14 protein-coding genes are annotated in these 16,379 nt (G+C 70.2%); 7 read left to right on the top strand and 7 right to left on the bottom strand.

The genetic code is table 11. The annotated features are described in order from the left end of the window. Window positions 1-103 precede the first annotated feature (103 nt). Window positions 104-1,648, bottom strand: a complete 1,545-nt coding sequence (locus LPC04_RS07420) for an OmpA family protein (protein WP_275681536.1) — start codon at window positions 1,646-1,648, stop codon at window positions 104-106. 201 nt (window positions 1,649-1,849) lie between these two features. On the opposite strand from LPC04_RS07420, the gene LPC04_RS07415 reads away from it, so the two are divergent. After that, window positions 1,850-2,152, top strand: a complete 303-nt coding sequence (locus tag LPC04_RS07415) for a high-potential iron-sulfur protein (RefSeq protein WP_420854701.1) — start codon at window positions 1,850-1,852, stop codon at window positions 2,150-2,152. A 39-nt stretch (window positions 2,153-2,191) separates the two neighbouring features. Here the strand turns inward: LPC04_RS07415 and LPC04_RS07410 are convergent, their stop codons facing one another. Continuing rightward, window positions 2,192-3,499, bottom strand: coding sequence for an MFS family transporter (locus tag LPC04_RS07410; RefSeq protein WP_275681535.1), 1,308 nt, complete (start codon window positions 3,497-3,499; stop codon window positions 2,192-2,194). 199 nt (window positions 3,500-3,698) lie between these two features. Between LPC04_RS07410 and LPC04_RS07405 the strand changes: the two genes are divergently transcribed. Both LPC04_RS07405 and LPC04_RS07400 read left to right on the top strand, forming a co-directional pair. Then, window positions 3,699-3,854, top strand: coding sequence for a DUF3309 family protein (locus tag LPC04_RS07405; protein WP_275681534.1), 156 nt, complete (start codon window positions 3,699-3,701; stop codon window positions 3,852-3,854). 75 nt (window positions 3,855-3,929) lie between these two features. Then, window positions 3,930-4,670: a response regulator gene (locus tag LPC04_RS07400; protein WP_275681533.1), complete on the top strand. Its 741-nt coding sequence runs from the start codon at window positions 3,930-3,932 to the stop codon at window positions 4,668-4,670. Window positions 4,671-4,674: 4 nt separating this feature from the next. On the opposite strand, the gene LPC04_RS07395 is transcribed toward LPC04_RS07400, so the two are convergent. The 3 genes from LPC04_RS07395 to LPC04_RS07385 all read right to left on the bottom strand — a co-directional run bounded on the left by LPC04_RS07395 (window position 4,675) and on the right by LPC04_RS07385 (window position 9,701). After that, window positions 4,675-5,904: an ATP-binding protein gene (locus LPC04_RS07395; protein ID WP_275681532.1), complete on the bottom strand. Its 1,230-nt coding sequence runs from the start codon at window positions 5,902-5,904 to the stop codon at window positions 4,675-4,677. 34 nt (window positions 5,905-5,938) lie between these two features. Then, window positions 5,939-6,793 carry a peptidase associated/transthyretin-like domain-containing protein gene (locus tag LPC04_RS07390; protein ID WP_275681531.1) on the bottom strand — a complete coding sequence of 285 codons (855 nt, stop codon included), beginning with the start codon at window positions 6,791-6,793 and terminating at the stop codon, window positions 5,939-5,941. 124 nt (window positions 6,794-6,917) lie between these two features. Next, the gene (locus LPC04_RS07385; protein WP_275681530.1) at window positions 6,918-9,701 is read right to left on the bottom strand and encodes a hybrid sensor histidine kinase/response regulator; all 2,784 of its coding nucleotides are present in this window, start codon (window positions 9,699-9,701) and stop codon (window positions 6,918-6,920) included. A gap of 256 nt (window positions 9,702-9,957) precedes the next feature. On the opposite strand from LPC04_RS07385, the gene LPC04_RS07380 reads away from it, so the two are divergent. From LPC04_RS07380 to LPC04_RS07370, 3 genes are all read left to right on the top strand, one after another. Beyond that, the gene (locus LPC04_RS07380; protein WP_275681529.1) at window positions 9,958-10,761 is read left to right on the top strand and encodes a peptidoglycan-binding protein; all 804 of its coding nucleotides are present in this window, start codon (window positions 9,958-9,960) and stop codon (window positions 10,759-10,761) included. Window positions 10,762-10,820: 59 nt separating this feature from the next. Further along, entirely contained in the window at window positions 10,821-11,246 is a 426-nt protein-coding gene (locus LPC04_RS07375) for a hypothetical protein (protein WP_275681528.1), read from the top strand. 91 nt (window positions 11,247-11,337) lie between these two features. Further along, entirely contained in the window at window positions 11,338-12,396 is a 1,059-nt protein-coding gene (locus tag LPC04_RS07370; protein WP_275681527.1) for an RNA methyltransferase, read from the top strand. A gap of 1 nt (window position 12,397) precedes the next feature. On the opposite strand, the gene LPC04_RS07365 is transcribed toward LPC04_RS07370, so the two are convergent. Together LPC04_RS07365 and arfB are read right to left on the bottom strand one after the other, a co-directional pair. Further along, window positions 12,398-13,027, bottom strand: coding sequence for a hypothetical protein (locus LPC04_RS07365; RefSeq protein ID WP_275681526.1), 630 nt, complete (start codon window positions 13,025-13,027; stop codon window positions 12,398-12,400). Further along, entirely contained in the window at window positions 13,024-13,422 is a 399-nt protein-coding gene (arfB, locus tag LPC04_RS07360; protein WP_275681525.1) for an alternative ribosome rescue aminoacyl-tRNA hydrolase ArfB, read from the bottom strand. Before arfB ends, LPC04_RS07365 begins: the two co-directional genes overlap by 4 nt. A gap of 197 nt (window positions 13,423-13,619) precedes the next feature. Here arfB and acnA point away from each other — a divergent pair, with 197 nt between their 5' ends. After that, entirely contained in the window at window positions 13,620-16,379 is a 2,760-nt protein-coding gene (acnA, locus tag LPC04_RS07355) for an aconitate hydratase AcnA (RefSeq protein ID WP_275681524.1), read from the top strand.

Genomic DNA, 16,379 nt, shown 5'->3' with positions numbered 1-16,379 from the left:
TGTTGTGTTGAGTCTAGCCCGACCGCAGGGCAAGAACGGCGCCCAGCAGGCAAATCACCCACCGGGGGGCGCGGGCGTCCCGTCGAAGCAGGAGGCGGGTCGCCTACTGCGCGCCGCTGCTCAGCGACTTCAGCTCGAACGAGCTCACGTACAGCGACTGCTGGCGGTCGTAGAACAGGTTGGAGTTGCGCGACTCGCCGGTGTCGGTGTACGGGAACCAGACGTCCATGCACTTCATCGGCCCGCCGACGAACACGCGGTACAGGATGGACTGGCTGCCGCGGTAGATGTTGACGTCGGGCGTGGTCTGGAAGTCCGCCGGCGGCATCTTCTTCTTCGGGTTGTAGTTCTTCCAGATGAGCAGCGTGGGCTTGCCCGACATCGCACCGCCGTCGCGCGGCACGTCGACGCCGGTCAGGCCGACCAGGTTGCCGTTGACGTTGTCCGACCACGACGTGTTGTACAGACCCGGCACGTAGTCGCTCATCGGCAGGTCCTTCTGCGTGGCGAGCGACTTGACGCCGTTGGCCGCGCGCGGCCGGTCGGCGCTGCAGGTGGGCACGATGGGTCGCGGCGCCTTCTTGTCGCCGCCGCTGGCGGTGCCGGCTGCGAAGTCGGGCGCGCTGGTGAGCGTGGCGGCGGGCACGCCGCCGAAGTCGACGAAGCCGCCGCCCTTGACCGGCTTCTTGACCTTGGTGTCGGCGGCCGGCGTGTCGCTCGCGCGGTAGTAGGCCAGCACCTGGCGGCGCGAGGCGAGGAACTTGTGGAAGGCGGCGTCGTCGGTGACGTCGACGATCTCGACACGCCGGTTGGCGGCGCGGCCGGCCTCGGTGTGGTTGTCGGCGATGGGCAGCGTCTCGCCGGCGCCCTGGTAGTAGAGGCTGGACGCGGCCACGCCCTGGCCCTGGAACACGCGCGCCACCGCGGCGGCGCGGCGCTCGGACAGGTTGGCGTTCTCGGTGGTGTTGCCGGTGTCGTCGGTGTGGCCCACCAGCAGGATGCGCTTGGTCTTGAGCACCTCGACCGCGGCCTTGTCGTCGTCGCTGGAGGAGGAAGTCAGCCTGGCCTGCTGCTTCGAGTACGAGTACTGGTCGGCCACCTCCCGGAACAGCGCCTCGGCCTCCGGCGTGAGCGTGGCGGAGCCCGTCGCGAACTGCTTGCCGGTGTCGCGCACGCTGACCGCCAGGCCCGCCGCGGCGTTGTCGCTGCCGGCGGCGAACGGCGTGGCCGAGGCGGGCTGCGCATCGGCGGCCGCGACGGTGGCCGCGGGCGGCAGGTCGCCCTTGGGCACGACGACCGACGCGACCGTCACCTCGGCGTTGTGCTGCTTGGCGATGGCGAACAGCGCGCAGCGGCGCTTGTCCATGTTGTAGCCGATGGCCGCGCCGATGCCGCCGCCGGCCACGGTGCCCAGCACGCGGGCGTCGGTGTTCTTGGTGAACTGCGAGGTCACGACGCCGCCGGCGACCGCGCCCAGCACGCCGCCGACCACCGTGGCCGTCTTGGCGCACGGGTCGTCGCTCACCTTGATGCCGGCGATCGACTGCGCGCCGGTGTGCGGATCGGTGGCGCAGCCCTGCAACAGCAGCGCGAGCGGCACGGTGGCGAGGACCAGCGGATGGCCGAGGAATCGTTTCGTCGATGTCATGGCAGCGTCTCTTCGATCGGAGGTTGATCCTGGCGGGCCGTGGCGACTCTTTCGATGCCCCACCGCCTATGCGCTATTCAATCATGGCTCACGACGCGGCGCGCCCGCCATCCCCAGTGATTTCCCTGTGGCCGCTCGCCGCGGCGCCCGCGCAGGGCACACAATCGCGGCACCCACCTGCTTCAGCCGGAAGGCAACATCATGACCACGCGCCGCCGCTTCATCGCCCTCGTCCCCCTGTTCGGCGCGACCGCGCTGGCCCGCGCCGACGCGCCGGCGCCGCTGGTCGATCCGAAGAGCCCGCAGGCCCAGCAGCTGGGCTACGTCGCCGATGCGAGCAAGGTGGACAAGGCCAAGGCGCCCAAGTACGTCGCGGGCCAGGCCTGCAGCGGCTGCGCGCTGTTCCAGGGCAAGGTCGGCGATGCGCAGGGCCCGTGCCCGCTCTATCCCGGCAAGGCCGTGCTGGCCAAGGCGTGGTGCACCGCATTCGTCGCGCGGACCTGACACCGGGATGCCTCGCGCGCGTGACGCACGCGGGAACGCTCAGTGATCGGTGTGCAGGTAGCTCGCGTGCCTGGGCAGGCGCATGCTGACCAGGAACACGATGGCCATCATGAAGGTGACGTACCAGAAGAAGGCCGACTCGACCTTCCAGTCCTTCAACTGCAACGCCACGAACTCGGCCGAGCCGCCGAACAGGGCGTTCGAGATCGCGTAGCCGACGCCCACGCCCAGCGCGCGCACCTGGGCCGGGAACATCTCGGCCTTCACGATGGCCGACACCGACGTGTACAGGCTCACGATGGCCAGCGCGATGCAGATCAGCACGCCCGCCGTCACCGGGCTGCCGGCCGAGCCGATGGCCGTCATCAGCGGCACCGTCAGCAGCGTCCCCAGCCCGCCGAACCACATCATCGACGCGCGCCGGCCGATGCGGTCGGACAGCGCGCCGAACAGCGGCTGCATGCACATGTAGACGAACAGCGTGACCAGCGAGATGTTGGTGGCCGTCGTCTTGGGCATGTGCGCCGTGGTGATCAGGTACTTCTGCATGTACGTGGTGTACGTGTAGAAGATCAGCGAGCCGCCGGCGGTGTAGCCCAGCACCGTGAGGAAGGCGGCGCGGTGGTCGCGCCAGATCACCGAGAAGCTGCCGGCCTCCTTGCTTTGCAGGTCCGTCTCGGACGCCGTCTCGTGCAGCGTGCGGCGCAGCAGCATCGCGATGACGGCGGTGACCGCGCCGATCACGAACGGGATGCGCCAGCCGTACGCCTTCAGCGCCGGCTCGTCGAGGAACTGCTGCATCAGGAAGATGACCAGCACCGCGAGCAGCTGTCCGCCGATCAGCGTGACGTACTGGAACGACGAGAAGAAGCCGCGCTGGCCGCGCAGCGCGACCTCGCTGAGGTAGGTGGCCGTGGCGCCGTACTCGCCGCCCACCGACAGGCCCTGCACCATGCGCGCGAGCAGCAACAGCAGCGGCGCGACCAGGCCGATCTGCGAGTACGTGGGCAGGATCGCGATCAGCAGCGAGCCGCCGCACATCATCACGACGGAGATCACCAGCGAAGTCTTGCGGCCGCGGCGGTCGGCGATCTTGCCGAACATCCAGCCGCCGATCGGGCGCATCAGGAAGCCGATGGCGAAGACGGCGGCGGCCTGCAGCAACTGCACCGTCTCGTCCGACTTCGGGAAGAACGACGGCGCGAAGTAGATCGCCGTGAACGCGTAGACATAGAAGTCGAACCACTCGACCAGGTTGCCCGACGAGGCCGCCATGATCGCGAAGATGCGCTTGCGTTTCTCCGCGAAGGTGTAGTGGCCGATGGTTCCGCTCGCGACTGCATCCATTCGTGTGTCTCCTTGTTCTTGTCCCACGGCATTCTGTACCCATCGCCACGCTTTTGCTCGGCCTTGGCGTGAGGGAAACTGCGTACGCGCGGCCCGCGCCGCAGCACAGGGTGGACGACCCTGGTCCGTGGATTGCTGAGTCTGCTCCGTACCCCCGGCGCACGTCCGACCGGCCCACACCATCCCTGAGGAGCATTCCATGCTTGGCACCATTCTTCTTGTCGTTCTCGTCCTGATGCTGCTCGGCGCCCTGCCGACCTGGAACTACAGCCGCAGCTGGGGCTACGCGCCCACCGGCGTGTTCGGCCTGCTGGTCGTCATCCTGCTGATCCTGCTGCTGACCGGTCGCATCTAGCCGCCTGATCGTTCGTTTCCCCGGCGCCTCCTGCGGCAGCGATGCGGCAGGAGGCGCCGTCACGTCCGCCCTGCGATGCGGCGTGGTACCTTTGCGCACACGATGGCCATCACGCGCTGCCTCGTCGTCGACGACGACCCCGAACTGCTGCAATCCGTGTGCGACTACCTGCGCCGTTTCGGCTTCGACACGGTGGCCGCGGCGAGCGCCGCGCAGATGCGTGCGGCGCTGTCGCAGGGCGGCGTCGACATGCTGATCCTCGACGTGATGCTGCCCGATGGCGACGGCCTCGCGATCTGCGCCGCGCTGCGCCAGCGCCCCGAGACGGCCGACCTGCCGGTGATCATGCTGACGGCCCAGGGCGATCCGCACAGCCGCGTGCTGGGGCTGGAGCTGGGCGCCGACGACTACGTCGCCAAGCCCTTCGAGCCGCGCGAGCTCGTGGCGCGCATCAAGGCGGTGCTGCGTCGACGATCCGCGCCGGCGGGCGATCGCGGCGGCGACGGCACGGTCGAATTCGCGGGCTGGCGCTTCGATCGCCTCAAGCGGCAACTGGTGTCGCCGCAGCAGGTCGTCGTGCCGCTCTCGAGCGCCGAGTACCGCCTGCTCAGCGCCTTCGTCGAACGCCCGCGCCGCGTGCTCACGCGCGACCAGCTCCTCGATGCGACGCGCGGCCAGGGCGTCGTCGTGGCCGACCGGGCGATCGACCTCGCGGTGTCGCGCCTGCGCCAGAAGCTGTCGGCGGCGCAGGACGGCGAGCAGCTGATCTGCACGATCCGCGGCGAGGGCTACATCTTCGATGCGGAAGTGAAGTAGGGCGCTACGCCCGCTTCAATGCGATCGTCGCGCGCAGTCCGCCCTCGGCGTGGTTTTCCAGCGTCAGCACGCCACCCTGCCGCGCGATCAGGTCGCGCGCGATGTACAAGCCGAGGCCGCTGCCGCCGGTAAGCCGGCTGCGTGAGCTTTCGAGGCGGTAGAACGGCTGCATCACCGCGTCGAGCTGCGCCTCCGGAATGCCGGGACCCTGGTCGTCGATCACGATGTGCACCGCGTCGCCGTGCACCCGCACGCTGATGTCGGCACGCTGGCCGTAGCGCAGCGCGTTGTTGATCAGGTTGGAGACGACCCGCCGCAGCCCGGCCGACTGCACCGGCGCCGGCGCCGGCTCGCCCTGCACGCTCACCGGCTGGCCGAGGTCGGCGAGGTCGTCGACGATGGCCTGCACCAGCGCGTTGACGTCGGTCACCTGGCTCGCCTCCTCGTGGCCGCCGGTGCCGCGGAACACCTCCAGCGCGGATTCGATCAGGTCGTCCATCTCGTGGATGTCGGCGATCGAGCGCGCGGTGAGCGGATCGGTCTCGCTCGACTCCAGCCGCATGCGGATGCGCGTCAGCGGCGTGCGCAGGTCGTGCGAGATTGCCGCGACCAGCAGCGCGCGCGAGTGCACCTGGTCGCTGAGCTGGCGCGACATCTCGTTGAACACGTGCGCCGCCTCGCGCACCTCCACCGTGCCGGCGCGCTCGTCGACCTGTGGCGGCGCCTCGTTGCGCGCCAGCGACTGGCCCAGCGTGCGCGACGCCGCCTGCAGCCGGCGCATCGGCGCCGAAAGCCAGCGCGCGCCGAACCACGCCGCCAGGCCGATGATCAGCAGGCGGATGCCGTAGTCGAGCAGCGCGGCGGACCCGGGCAGTCCGCCGCCTTGCGGGATCGGCGGCGCGCCGAAGCCGCGCTGGCCGGGAAACGGCGGCGGCCCGGCGGGTCCATGCGGGCCGTCCATGCCGCCGGGGCCGTTGGGGCCGTTGGGGCCGTTGCGCCAGTCCGGCGGCGCGGGCGGCATGCGCGTCGCGCTCGCGGGCGATGCGGCGGGTTGCGAGAACGAGAACGGCGGCAGCGACGGAAACGTCGGCAGCCGCCCACCGCCGCCGCCATTTCGCGTGACGACGAGGAACGCCACCGCGTGGCTGACGACCAGCGCCAGCCACATCAGCGCGAACAGCCGCTTGAACAGCGTGTCCGCCAGCAGTGCCTTCATGCGCGCGCCCATCGTCATCCACGCATTCTGCGGCAGCCGGCGTGGGTGGCGCTCAGACCGAGATCCCCACCTGCAGCGACACGGTGTAGCCGTCGGCGACGCTGCCGGTGACGGTCGACATCTCCGTCGCCGTGCCGTCGGAGAACACCATGTCCGTCGCGAAGCTGATCTGCGCCAGGTTGGTCACGCTCTGGCTGTAGCCGGCGGCCGTCGAATAGATCGTCTCGCAGACGTCGACCGGGAACGCGAGCTGCGTCGTCTTCAGCTTGTTGGTGTACGACGTGGCCGTGGTCTCGCTGCGGTACACCTCGATGTGGATGTGCGGCATGCGGCCCGAATAGCAGGCCGGGAAGATCGTCGTGAACGTGACCGTGCCGCTGGCGTCGGTCTCCTGCACGCCGCGCAGGTAGTTCTGGTCGGTGACGCCGTACAGCGAGTACTCGCCGTCGCGGTCGCAGTGCCAGACGTAGATCGCGTAGCCGGACAGCACCGCGCAACTGTCGTTGACGTTGACCAGCGTGAGCGTCAGCGTGGTCGGCACGCCGGCCGCGGTGCCGCTCAAGCTGCCGAAGCTCGAGCGGATGTCGCTGCGCACGATGCCGGTCAGCGCCAGCGCGTTCGACACCGTGCCGTTGATCGTGTTGGAGCCGTCGGCGGGGAACGGGCCCTGCGTCTCCTCGGCGCTGACGGCGCAGGTGCCGGTGGAGGTCGAGCCGCTGCCGCCCGACGACCCCGACGAGCTGCCGGAGCTCGACGCACTGCCGGCCTGTCCGGTCGAATCGCCGCCCCCGCCGCAGCCCCACACGGTCAGCAGCGTGGTCGCGGCCAGGCCGGCGGCGCCAAGCAGGACGCGGCGGCGTCCGAGGGTGTCGAGGTCGTGGGCGAGGCCCTTGTCGTGATCGTCCATGGTCTGTCCTTGTGCTGGCCGCAACGAGCTTGCGTGGGGCCATTGGACGAACCGGACGTGTCGTGGAGTTAGACGATTGATGTCGGAGCGGACATGCGCCGTTGACGTTGCACAACGTCGCGCGTCACGCGCGCGCGAGTTCCCCTGAAACGCGCGCCTCGCCGATGAGCCGAAGCAGCTGCGTCGGGTCGACCGGCTTGGTCAGGTGGTGGTCGAAGCCGGCGGCGAGCGCCTGGCTGCGGTCCGCGTCCTGGCCCCAGCCGGTGATCGCGACCAGCGTCGGCGCGTGGCCGTCCTCGCGCGCCCGGATCTCGCTGGCCACCTCGTTGCCGGTGCGATGCGGCATGCCGATGTCGAGCAGGCAGATCTGCGGATGCACCCGCGCGTAGGCGTCCAGCGCCTCGGCGCCGTCGTAGGCCAGCGTGACCTCGTGGCCCTCGAGTTCGAGCAGCGCGGCCAGGCTCTCGGCGGCGTCGCGGTTGTCGTCGGCGACGAGGATGCGCCGCGCCGACGCCGCGCGCGGCTCCACGCCGTCGCCGGGCGCGGCCACGCGGTCGGGCGTGTCGCCGCGCGGCAGCCGCACGGTGAACACGCTGCCCCGCCCGGGGCCCTCGCTGCGCACGATGATCGAGCCGCCGTGCAGCTCCACCAGGCCCTTGGTCAGCGCGAGGCCGATGCCCAGGCCGCCCGCGCGGTCGTCGCTGCCGCGCAGCTGCGTGAACATGTCGAACACCGCCGGCAGCGAATCGGGCGCGATGCCGATGCCGTTGTCGCTGACCTCGATGACGACGTCGTCGGCGTCGAGCGCCGCCAGCAGCCGGATGCGGCCGCGAGAGTCGGTGTACTTGGCGGCGTTGGTGAGCAGGTTGGCCACGATCTGCGAGACCCGCAGCGGATCGGCCTGCATCAGGATCGCCGCCTGCGGCAGCACGATCTCGAGCTCGTGCTGGCGCGAATCGATCAGCGGACGCGCGGTCTCGACGGCCGCCTCGATCATCTCGTGCAGCGTGTTGGTGCCGCGGCGCAGCGCCAGGCGGCCGCGCGTGATGCGCGAGACGTCCAGCAGGTCGTCCAGCAGCAGCGCCATGTGGCGCACCTGGCGCTCGATCACCTCGTGGCTCCAGCGCTTCTGCGCTTCGGTGGCCTGCGGCAGGCGCGAGATCGCGCTGGCCTGGCGGATCGGCGCCAGCGGATTGCGCAGCTCGTGCGCCAGCGTCGCGAGGAACTCGTCCTTGCGGCGGTCGGCCTCGTGCAGCGACTGCTCGGCGTTCTTGCGCATCGTGACGTCGTTGAACCAGACCGCGACGCTGCCGCGCAGCGGCGACGCGACGCAGCGGAACCACTGCTCGATGCCCTCGTGGTGCACCAGCACCTCGAACTCGCGCGTCGCCTCCGTCTCCACCACCGCCACGTACTGGGCGAACGAGTCGCTGCTGGCCCAGCGCGCCGGCAGCACGTCCTGCACGCGCCTGCCCTCGAACGCCTCGGCCGGGCGACGCAGGGCCTTGGCGGCGGCGTTGTTGACGTAGCTCCATTCGAAGTCGACGATGGCGCCGCTGGCGTCCTCGCGGATCGGCGACAGCACGACGAACGGCACCGCCGACGCGTCCAGCACCGCCTGGAAGCGGCCCTGCGACTCCTGGTAGGCGGCCTGCGCGCGGGCGCGCTCGATGAAGGTGGCGGCCTTGCGGGCGCAGATGTCGGCCAGCGTGCGCTCGCGCTCGGTGGGCGCGTGCGGGCGATCCAGGTGGATCGAGATCGCGCCGATCACCTCGCCGCCCTGGCCGACCAGCGGCGTCGCGTGCACCGCGCGGAAGCCCTCCTCGCTCGCGAGCGCGCGCAGGCCGGGATCGACCTCGCCGACCTCGATGTCCTCGATGACGGTGCGCTCACGGTTCGCGCAGGCGATCGCGCACGCGCCGTCGATGCCGCTGGTCTGCATCAGGCGCGCGACGGCGTCGGGCGTGAAGCCGGTGCTGGTGGCGATGCCCAGCGTGCCCGAGCCGGTGTCGAACAGCGTCAGCAGGCCGCGCCGGGCGCCGTGGAAGTCGGCCAGCGCGACCAGGATCATCTGCAGCTGCTCGACGAGGGTGCGCGTGTCGAGCAGCCGGCTGCTGAGTTCGTGCAGCCGGTGCAGGTCGGCCACCTGCTGCCCGAGCTCGGCCTGCGTGCGGCCAAGCAGGTCGTCGACGGCGCGGCGCTCGGTGATGTCGATGCAGGCGCCGCGCATGCGTACCGCGCGCGCGCCGGACCAGACGATGTGGACGCGCAGCATCAGCCAGCGGTCGCGGCCGTCGGGCACGCTCAGGCGCACCTCGCGCTCGTAGCCGCTGGCGCGCTCGCGCAGCTTGCGGGCCAGCACCGCGCGCGCCTCGATCGCGGCGTCGACTGGCATGTTGGCCATCACCTCGTCGACCGGCACGGCGCCGTCGCGCGCGTCGACGCGGCACAGCAGCGCCAGCGCCGGGGACAGGTAGACCGTGCGCGTGACCAGGTCGAGGTCGAAGATGCCGATGCCGGTGTCCTCGCCGGCCAGCACCAGGCGCTGCTCGGCGGCCGACGCGCGCGCGCTCGTCACGCGCAGGCGCGCGCCGACCGTGGCCAGCAGCACGCCCAGGATCGTGTAGATCAGCATCGACAGGTTGTCGACGGGCCCGGCCACCCACCAGTGGCGCGGCGGCAGCAGCCACAGCCAGGCGCTGACGAAGCCGGCGCCCGTCACGAACAGGCCCGCCCCGCGGCCGGCCCGGGCGGACGCGGCCACGATGACCGGCAGGAAGAACAGGAACGGGATCTTCGTGCCCACCCACGGCCGAACCGACCATTGCACGGCCACGGCAAACGCGGCGAATGCCACGGCGGTGGCCCATCGCCGCAGGCGGTCGGGGTCGAGGGGAAGTGGACGCATGGTGGTCGGGCGGGCCTGTCCGAAGGAGGCGCGAGGCTGCAAGCGTACTGGATGGCGCGGCGTCCGGAGATCGCCAGGGCTGAACGAGGGCGCCGGATCGGGTAAGCACCGAGAAGGAATCGCCCGACTGGCGGGGGCCGCGCGCTGGCGGCCTGGCGTTCGAGACGGCCTGCGCGGCTTTAGGGGTTTCCGCTAGCGACGTTACAGCGCCTAATCCTCGCCGCGATATTTCCGATTTTCTCAGGAGCAACATCCGATGACAAACGAACGAGGGTACCGCGCTGGTTTCGCGCTGATGGCGCTGGTTTCGAGTCTCTGCGCCTCGACGCGGGCGGCCGCCGACGACGCGCCTCCCGCGATGGAAAAATGCGCCAAGACGCTCGGCGTCGTGCGCATCGAGGAGGACACCGGCGCGGATTGGTATCGCTACTACGTCGGCCGTCTCGGGTCGACGGCGCCCGTGATCAGCGCGATGGTGATGGAATCGAACTGCTTCGTGGTCGTCGAGCGGGGCACCGGCGAGCGCGGCATCAACGCCGAGACGGCTCGTTCCCGCGGCGATGAGGCGCGCGAAAGCAGCACGCGCGGCAAAGGCCAGCAGGTCGTCGCCGACTACCTGCTGAAGCCCGAGATCGTGATGAACAAGAAGGGGGACAGCGGCAGCAGCTTCGGCGGCATCGGCCGGTTGCTGCCCTCGGGACTCGGCAATATCGTCGGCGCGGGGCGAGTCGGGATCAGCTCGAACGAGGCGTCGACCGTCATGACGCTGGTCGATATCCGCAGCACCGTGCGCCTGGTCGCGGCGCAGGGGCATTCGGAGAGCAAGAACTGGAACTTCTCCGGCCTGGGTTTCGGGCGTTACGGGCTAGGCGCCGGCAGTGCCTACTCGAACACCGACGAAGGCAAGATGGTGACGGCTGCGTTCGTCGACTCTTACAACAAGCTCGTCGTCGCAGTCAAGAACTACAAGGCCCAGAAGGTCGAAGGCGGCCTGGGCAACGGCGGCGCGCTGGGCGTGCAGGGCGGCGAAACGGATGCCTCGAAGAAGGTTGGCCAGTGAGACCCGGGACGCTTCTCGGCGCCTCGGCCCTTGCTCTGTTGGCTGGATCGATGGTCCCGGTGCCCGCCGACGCCCAGGAATTCGGCGTCTATCTGGCCTGTTCCGGCGAGGTGCGTGCCGGAGGCCGCGCGATGCCGGCCCATCTCGATCTCGCCCTGCGCCGCAACAGCCAGTTGGCGCTGATCGAGAGCTCCGACGTGATGCCGGTCGGCGAGCGGATGAAGCTGGAGATCACTCCGGCGTTCTATTCGATGGTGTACTCGGCCCCCGTTCGGAGCAGCAGGATCTGGTACGACTGGATCCGCGGCACGATGTTCGTATGGGACCCCGACCTGCTCAAGCTCCAGCTGATACGGCTGTCGGTCAATCGGCAGACTGCTGCCCTGGAAGGCGAGATGCGCGACGGCGCCGGCGCCCAGCTGGGGCAGTTCGCGATGCACTGCGATCCCAAGGACAACAGCACGGTGCCGGAGCCGAAGTTCTAGGCCGCGGCCTTCGGCGCGGGGCCGGAAACCGGCGGCCCGGCCGCGGACAGGCGAAAATCGACGCTTCCCGCCTCGTTTCCCGTCCTCCGCCATGCGCATTCTCGACCTTCGCCTTCGCCTGCGTGCATTGGGCGCCTCGCCCGACCACGAGGCGCGCGTGCTGCGCCAGTGGGTCAACGCGCAGCCGCAGGACGCCGGCAAGCGGCGCCTCTCGGACTTCCTGCCGCTCGCGCTGCGCAACGCGCTGCCGCAGGTCACGGCCGATCTTGCCGGACTGGCGACGCTGCAGTCCGAACATCCCGGCGAGGACGGCTCCGCGCGCCTGCTGGTGGCGCTCAACGACGGCCAGACGGTGGAGAGCGTGCTGCTGCCGCGCGACGGGCTGTGCGTGTCGACCCAGGTCGGCTGTGCGGTCGGCTGCGTGTTCTGCATGACCGGCCGCGACGGCCTGCTGCGCCAGGTGGGCAGCGCGGAGATCGTCGCGCAGGTGGCGCTGGCGCGCTCGAAGCGCTTCGTCAAGAAAGTGGTGTTCATGGGCATGGGCGAGCCCGCGCACAACCTCGACAACGTGATGGAGGCGATCGACCTGCTCGGCACCGCGGGCGGCATCGGCCACAAGAACCTCGTGTTCTCCACCGTCGGCGACCACCGCGTGTTCGAGCGCCTGCCGCAGGGGCCGGTCAGGCCCGCGCTGGCGCTGTCGCTGCATTCCACCAAGGACGCGCTGCGCCGCGAGCTGCTGCCGCGCGCGCCGCGCATCGCGCCCGACGAACTGGTCGAGCTCGGCGAGCGCTACGCGCGCGCCACCGGCTACCCGATCCAGTACCAGTGGACACTGCTGGACGGCATCAACGACGGCGACGACGAGATCGACGGCATCGTGCGCCTGCTCAAGGGCAAGTACGCGCTGATGAACATGATCCCGTACAACACCAACGAGGGCCTGGGCTTCGCGCGTCCGGCGCCCGAGAAGGCCGCCGCGATCGCGCGCACGCTGCAATCGCGCGGCGTGCTGACCAAGCTGCGGCAGTCGGCGGGGCAGGATGTCGAGGGCGGCTGCGGGCAGTTGCGCGCGCGCTCGGTCGACGGAGGCGCGGTGGTGCGCATGCCGCGTCGCGGCGAGCGCGCGGCGGCGCGTCCGGCCGGCTGAATCAGGCCGCGGCCGCGACGGCGGGCTGGAACACGCGCCAGCGGTCGTCCTCGAACAGGAACAGCGCCGACGACAGCCGATAGTCGCCGCCGCCCGCATGCAGCCCGGGCACGCCGTGGCGCATGCTGTTGACGGCGCCGGTGTCGGCCAGCGGCGCGAACAGCAGCAGGTCGGTGCGCGGCACGGCGGCGACGAGCCCCTCGGGATGCTCGGCGAGGCGGGCGCGCCAGAACGCGCGATCCATGAAGTAGGCGCTGTCGGCGTCCTCGTCGTGGCCGCCCACGCGCCGCAGGTCGTGCCACGGGCGGGCGACGGGCGCGCCGTGCAGGCGATGCAGGTTCGCCAGCGCCACGGCGAGGGCGTCCTCGACGCCCAGCTTCAACGCGTCGAGCTCGCTCGCGTGCAGCGTGAGGACGTAGTCCGGCGTGCTGCGCACCAGGCGCAGTTGCAGGTCGCCGACCAGGTCGAACCAGGCCGGCGCCATCGTCGCCGACGCGCCGCCGGGCATGGGCACCGCGAACGGTTCGACCCGCACCGGCGCGTCGTCGGCCTTGTCGGCGCCGGGGCGCTCGCGCAGGACGAGCAGCAGGCTGTCCAACGCAATGGCGGGTTCGGCGGCGGGCGTCGTCATTCCCTCACCTTGCCACGCCCGGCCTTGATCGCCGACCGCACGCTCTTGCCCTCCAGCCGCCGCTGCTTGGAGCCGTAGGTGGGCTTGGTGGCGCGGCGCACGCGGGGCGGCTTCTCGACGGAGTCGACCAGCTCCTGCAGCCGCAGCCAGGCGTCGCCGCGGTTCTGGTCCTGGCTGCGGTACTGCTGCGCCTTGATGACGAGCACGCCCTCGTCGGTGATGCGGCTGTCGCGCAGCGCGAGCAGGCGCTCCTTGACCGGCTCGGGCAGGGAGGACGCGCGCACATCGAAGCGCAGGTGCACCGCCGAGGACACCTTGTTGACGTTCTGGCCACCGGCGCCCTGGGCGCGGATGGCGGTGATCTCGACCTCCTCGGGCGGGATCGTCAGCGGCATGGGCGGGCTCGGGACAGCATCCGCGCATTGGACCCGTTTTCCGGACGGCTGGCGAGGTCATTGCTCGACAGCGGCCGAATCCGAGTAAAAACGGCTGACACTCGCGCGGGGTCATGAACGCAAGCCGGTGGATGAGGCAACATCCCCGGTTCAGGATTCCGTCGTCATCAGCGGTTCCACCACCGCGAGGAGAACACATGCCCTTGGCCTCCACCGTGCCGTTCGCGCACGCCTTGCAGACGTTCAAGACGCCCTCGGGCGCGACCGGCCGCTTCCATTCGCTGCCGGCGCTCACCAAGGAGTTCCCGCAGATCGCCCGGCTGCCGGTGTCGATACGCATCGTGCTGGAGGCGGTGCTGCGCCATTGCGACGGCCGCCGGATCACGCCCGAGCACGTGCGCGAGCTCGCCAACTGGAAACCTGTGGCCGCACGCAACGAAGAGATCCCGTTCGTCGTCGCTCGCGTCGTGCTGCAGGATTTCACCGGCGTGCCGCTGCTGTGCGACCTGGCCGCGATGCGCACCGAGGCGGCGCACCAGAACAAGAACCCGAAGACGATCGAGCCGCTGGTGCCGGTCGACCTGGTCGTCGACCACAGCGTGATGATCGACGACTACGCGCACAAGAATTCGCTCGACATCAACATGAAGATCGAGTTCCAGCGCAACAACGAGCGCTACAAGTTCATGAAGTGGGGCATGCAGGCGTTCGACACCTTCGGCGTCGTGCCCCCGGGCTTCGGCATCGTCCACCAGGTCAACCTCGAGTACCTGGCGCGCGGCGTCCACAAGCAGGCCGCCACCGACGGCAAGCCGCCGGTCTACTACCCCGACACGCTGGTGGGCACCGACAGCCACACCACGATGATCAACGGCCTGGGCGTGGTCGGCTGGGGCGTGGGCGGCATCGAGGCCGAGGCCGCGATGCTGGGCCAGCCGGTCTACCTGCTGACGCCGGACGTCGTCGGCTTCGAGTTCACCGGCCAGCTGCGCGAGGGCGTCACCGCCACCGACCTGGTGCTGACCGTCACCGAGCAACTGCGCAAGGCCAAGGTCGTCGGCAAGTTCGTCGAGTTCTACGGCGCGGGCGTGGCCTCGCTGTCGGTGCCGGACCGCGCGACGCTCGCCAACATGGCGCCCGAGTACGGCGCGACGATGGGCTTCTTCTCGGTCGACGACAAGACGGTCGAGTACATGCGCGGCACCGGCCGCACGAACGAGGAGATCGAGGCCTTCGAGGCCTACTTCCGCGCCCAGGGCCTGTTCGGCACGCCGGCCAGCGGCTCGATCGACTTCAGCGAGTCGCTCACGCTCGACCTGTCCACCGTCGCGCCCAGCCTCGCGGGCCCGAAGCGGCCGCAGGATCGCATCGAGATCGGCAAGCTGTCCAGGAAGTTCGACGAACTGCTCGTCACGCCGGCGGCCGCCAACGGCTACAACCTGCCGGCCGACCAGGTCGCGCGCCGCGCGGTCACCGCCAGCGGCATCGAGATCGGCCACGGCGACGTGTTGATCGCGGCCATCACCAGCTGCACCAACACCAGCAACCCGAGCGTGATGCTGGCGGCCGGCCTGCTGGCCAAGAAGGCGGTCGCGGCGGGGCTGAGCGTCAAGCCGCACGTCAAGACCTCGCTGGCGCCCGGCTCGCGCATCGTCACCGAGTACCTGACCAAGGCCGGCCTGATGCCGGCGCTGGAGCAGCTCGGCTTCAACGTCGCCGCCTACGGTTGCACCACCTGCATCGGCAACGCCGGCGACCTGACGCCCGAGCTGAACCAGACCATCGTCGAGAACGACCTCGTCGCCGCGGCGGTGCTGTCCGGCAACCGCAACTTCGAGGCGCGCATCCACCCGAACCTGAAGGCCAACTTCCTTGCCAGCCCGCCGCTGGTGCTGGCGTACGCCATCGCGGGCAACGTCAAGGTCGACCTGATGACGCAGCCCGTGGGCAAGGGAACGGGCGGCAAGGATGTCTGGCTGGGCGACATCTGGCCCACCAGCGACGAGGTCTACGCGCTGATGAAGTTCGCGATGGACGCCGACGCGTTCCGCGCCAACTACTCGCAGGTCAAGAGCAACCCCGGCAAGCTGTGGAACGACATCACCGGCGTCACGGGGCAGGTGTACGACTGGCCCAAGAGCACCTACATCGCGCGTCCGCCGTTCTTCGACGGCTTCACGCAGCAGCCGAAGGCGGCGCCGACGTCGATCAAGGGCGCGCGCATCATGGCGCTGTTCGGCGACTCGATCACCACCGACCACATCTCGCCGGCCGGCTCGATCAAGACCGACTCGCCCGCGGGCAAGTACCTGCAGGCCAACGGCGTGCTGCCGGCGGACTTCAACTCCTACGGCTCACGCCGCGGCAACCACGAGGTGATGATGCGCGGCACCTTCGCCAACGTGCGCATCAAGAACCTGATGTTGCCGGCGCGCGCCGACGGCGGCCGCGTGGAAGGCGGCTACACGATCTACCAGGGGCCTGCGCATGGCGAGCTGTCGGCCGACAGCTCCGAGGCGGTGCCGATCTACGACGCCGCGATGGCCTACCAGGCCGCCGGCACGCCCACGGTCGTGTTCGCCGGCGAGGAATACGGCACCGGCTCCAGCCGCGACTGGGCGGCCAAGGGCACGCAGCTGCTGGGCATCAAGGCCGTCGTCGCGCGCAGCTTCGAGCGCATCCACCGCAACAACCTGGTGGGCATGGGTGTGCTGCCGCTGCAGTTCAAGGCGGGCGTGACCTGGGCCAGCCTGGGGCTGACCGGCAACGAGACGATCGACATCGAGTGGCCCGCGCCGATCACGCCGCAGTCCGAGGCCACGCTGGTGATCAATCGCGCCGACGGCAAGAGCCAGCGCGTGCCGCTGGTCCTGCGCATCGACACGCCGATCGAGGTCGACTACTACGCGCACGGCGGCATCCTGCCGTACGTGCTGCGCCAGTTGCTGGCCGACTGA

This window comes from Scleromatobacter humisilvae (genome assembly GCF_023231945.1).
Lineage (GTDB): Bacteria > Pseudomonadota > Gammaproteobacteria > Burkholderiales > Burkholderiaceae_C > Scleromatobacter > Scleromatobacter humisilvae.
This window is presented reverse-complemented; position numbering and strand designations above follow the sequence as displayed.

Excerpts from the sequence above, each read along its gene's own strand:
- LPC04_RS07420 (WP_275681536.1), bottom strand. The coding sequence starts at position 1,648 with ATGACATCGACGAAACGATTCCTCGGCCATCCGCTGGTCCTCGCCACC.
- LPC04_RS07415 (WP_420854701.1), top strand. The coding sequence starts at position 1,850 with ATGACCACGCGCCGCCGCTTCATCGCCCTCGTCCCCCTGTTCGGCGCG.
- LPC04_RS07410 (WP_275681535.1), bottom strand. The coding sequence starts at position 3,499 with ATGGATGCAGTCGCGAGCGGAACCATCGGCCACTACACCTTCGCGGAG.
- LPC04_RS07405 (WP_275681534.1), top strand. The coding sequence starts at position 3,699 with ATGCTTGGCACCATTCTTCTTGTCGTTCTCGTCCTGATGCTGCTCGGC.
- LPC04_RS07400 (WP_275681533.1), top strand. The coding sequence starts at position 3,930 with ATGCGGCGTGGTACCTTTGCGCACACGATGGCCATCACGCGCTGCCTC.
- LPC04_RS07395 (WP_275681532.1), bottom strand. The coding sequence starts at position 5,904 with ATGACGATGGGCGCGCGCATGAAGGCACTGCTGGCGGACACGCTGTTC.
- LPC04_RS07390 (WP_275681531.1), bottom strand. The coding sequence starts at position 6,793 with ATGGACGATCACGACAAGGGCCTCGCCCACGACCTCGACACCCTCGGA.
- LPC04_RS07385 (WP_275681530.1), bottom strand. The coding sequence starts at position 9,701 with ATGCGTCCACTTCCCCTCGACCCCGACCGCCTGCGGCGATGGGCCACC.
- LPC04_RS07380 (WP_275681529.1), top strand. The coding sequence starts at position 9,958 with ATGACAAACGAACGAGGGTACCGCGCTGGTTTCGCGCTGATGGCGCTG.
- LPC04_RS07370 (WP_275681527.1), top strand. The coding sequence starts at position 11,338 with ATGCGCATTCTCGACCTTCGCCTTCGCCTGCGTGCATTGGGCGCCTCG.
- LPC04_RS07365 (WP_275681526.1), bottom strand. The coding sequence starts at position 13,027 with ATGACGACGCCCGCCGCCGAACCCGCCATTGCGTTGGACAGCCTGCTG.
- arfB (WP_275681525.1), bottom strand. The coding sequence starts at position 13,422 with ATGCCGCTGACGATCCCGCCCGAGGAGGTCGAGATCACCGCCATCCGC.
- acnA (WP_275681524.1), top strand. The coding sequence starts at position 13,620 with ATGCCCTTGGCCTCCACCGTGCCGTTCGCGCACGCCTTGCAGACGTTC.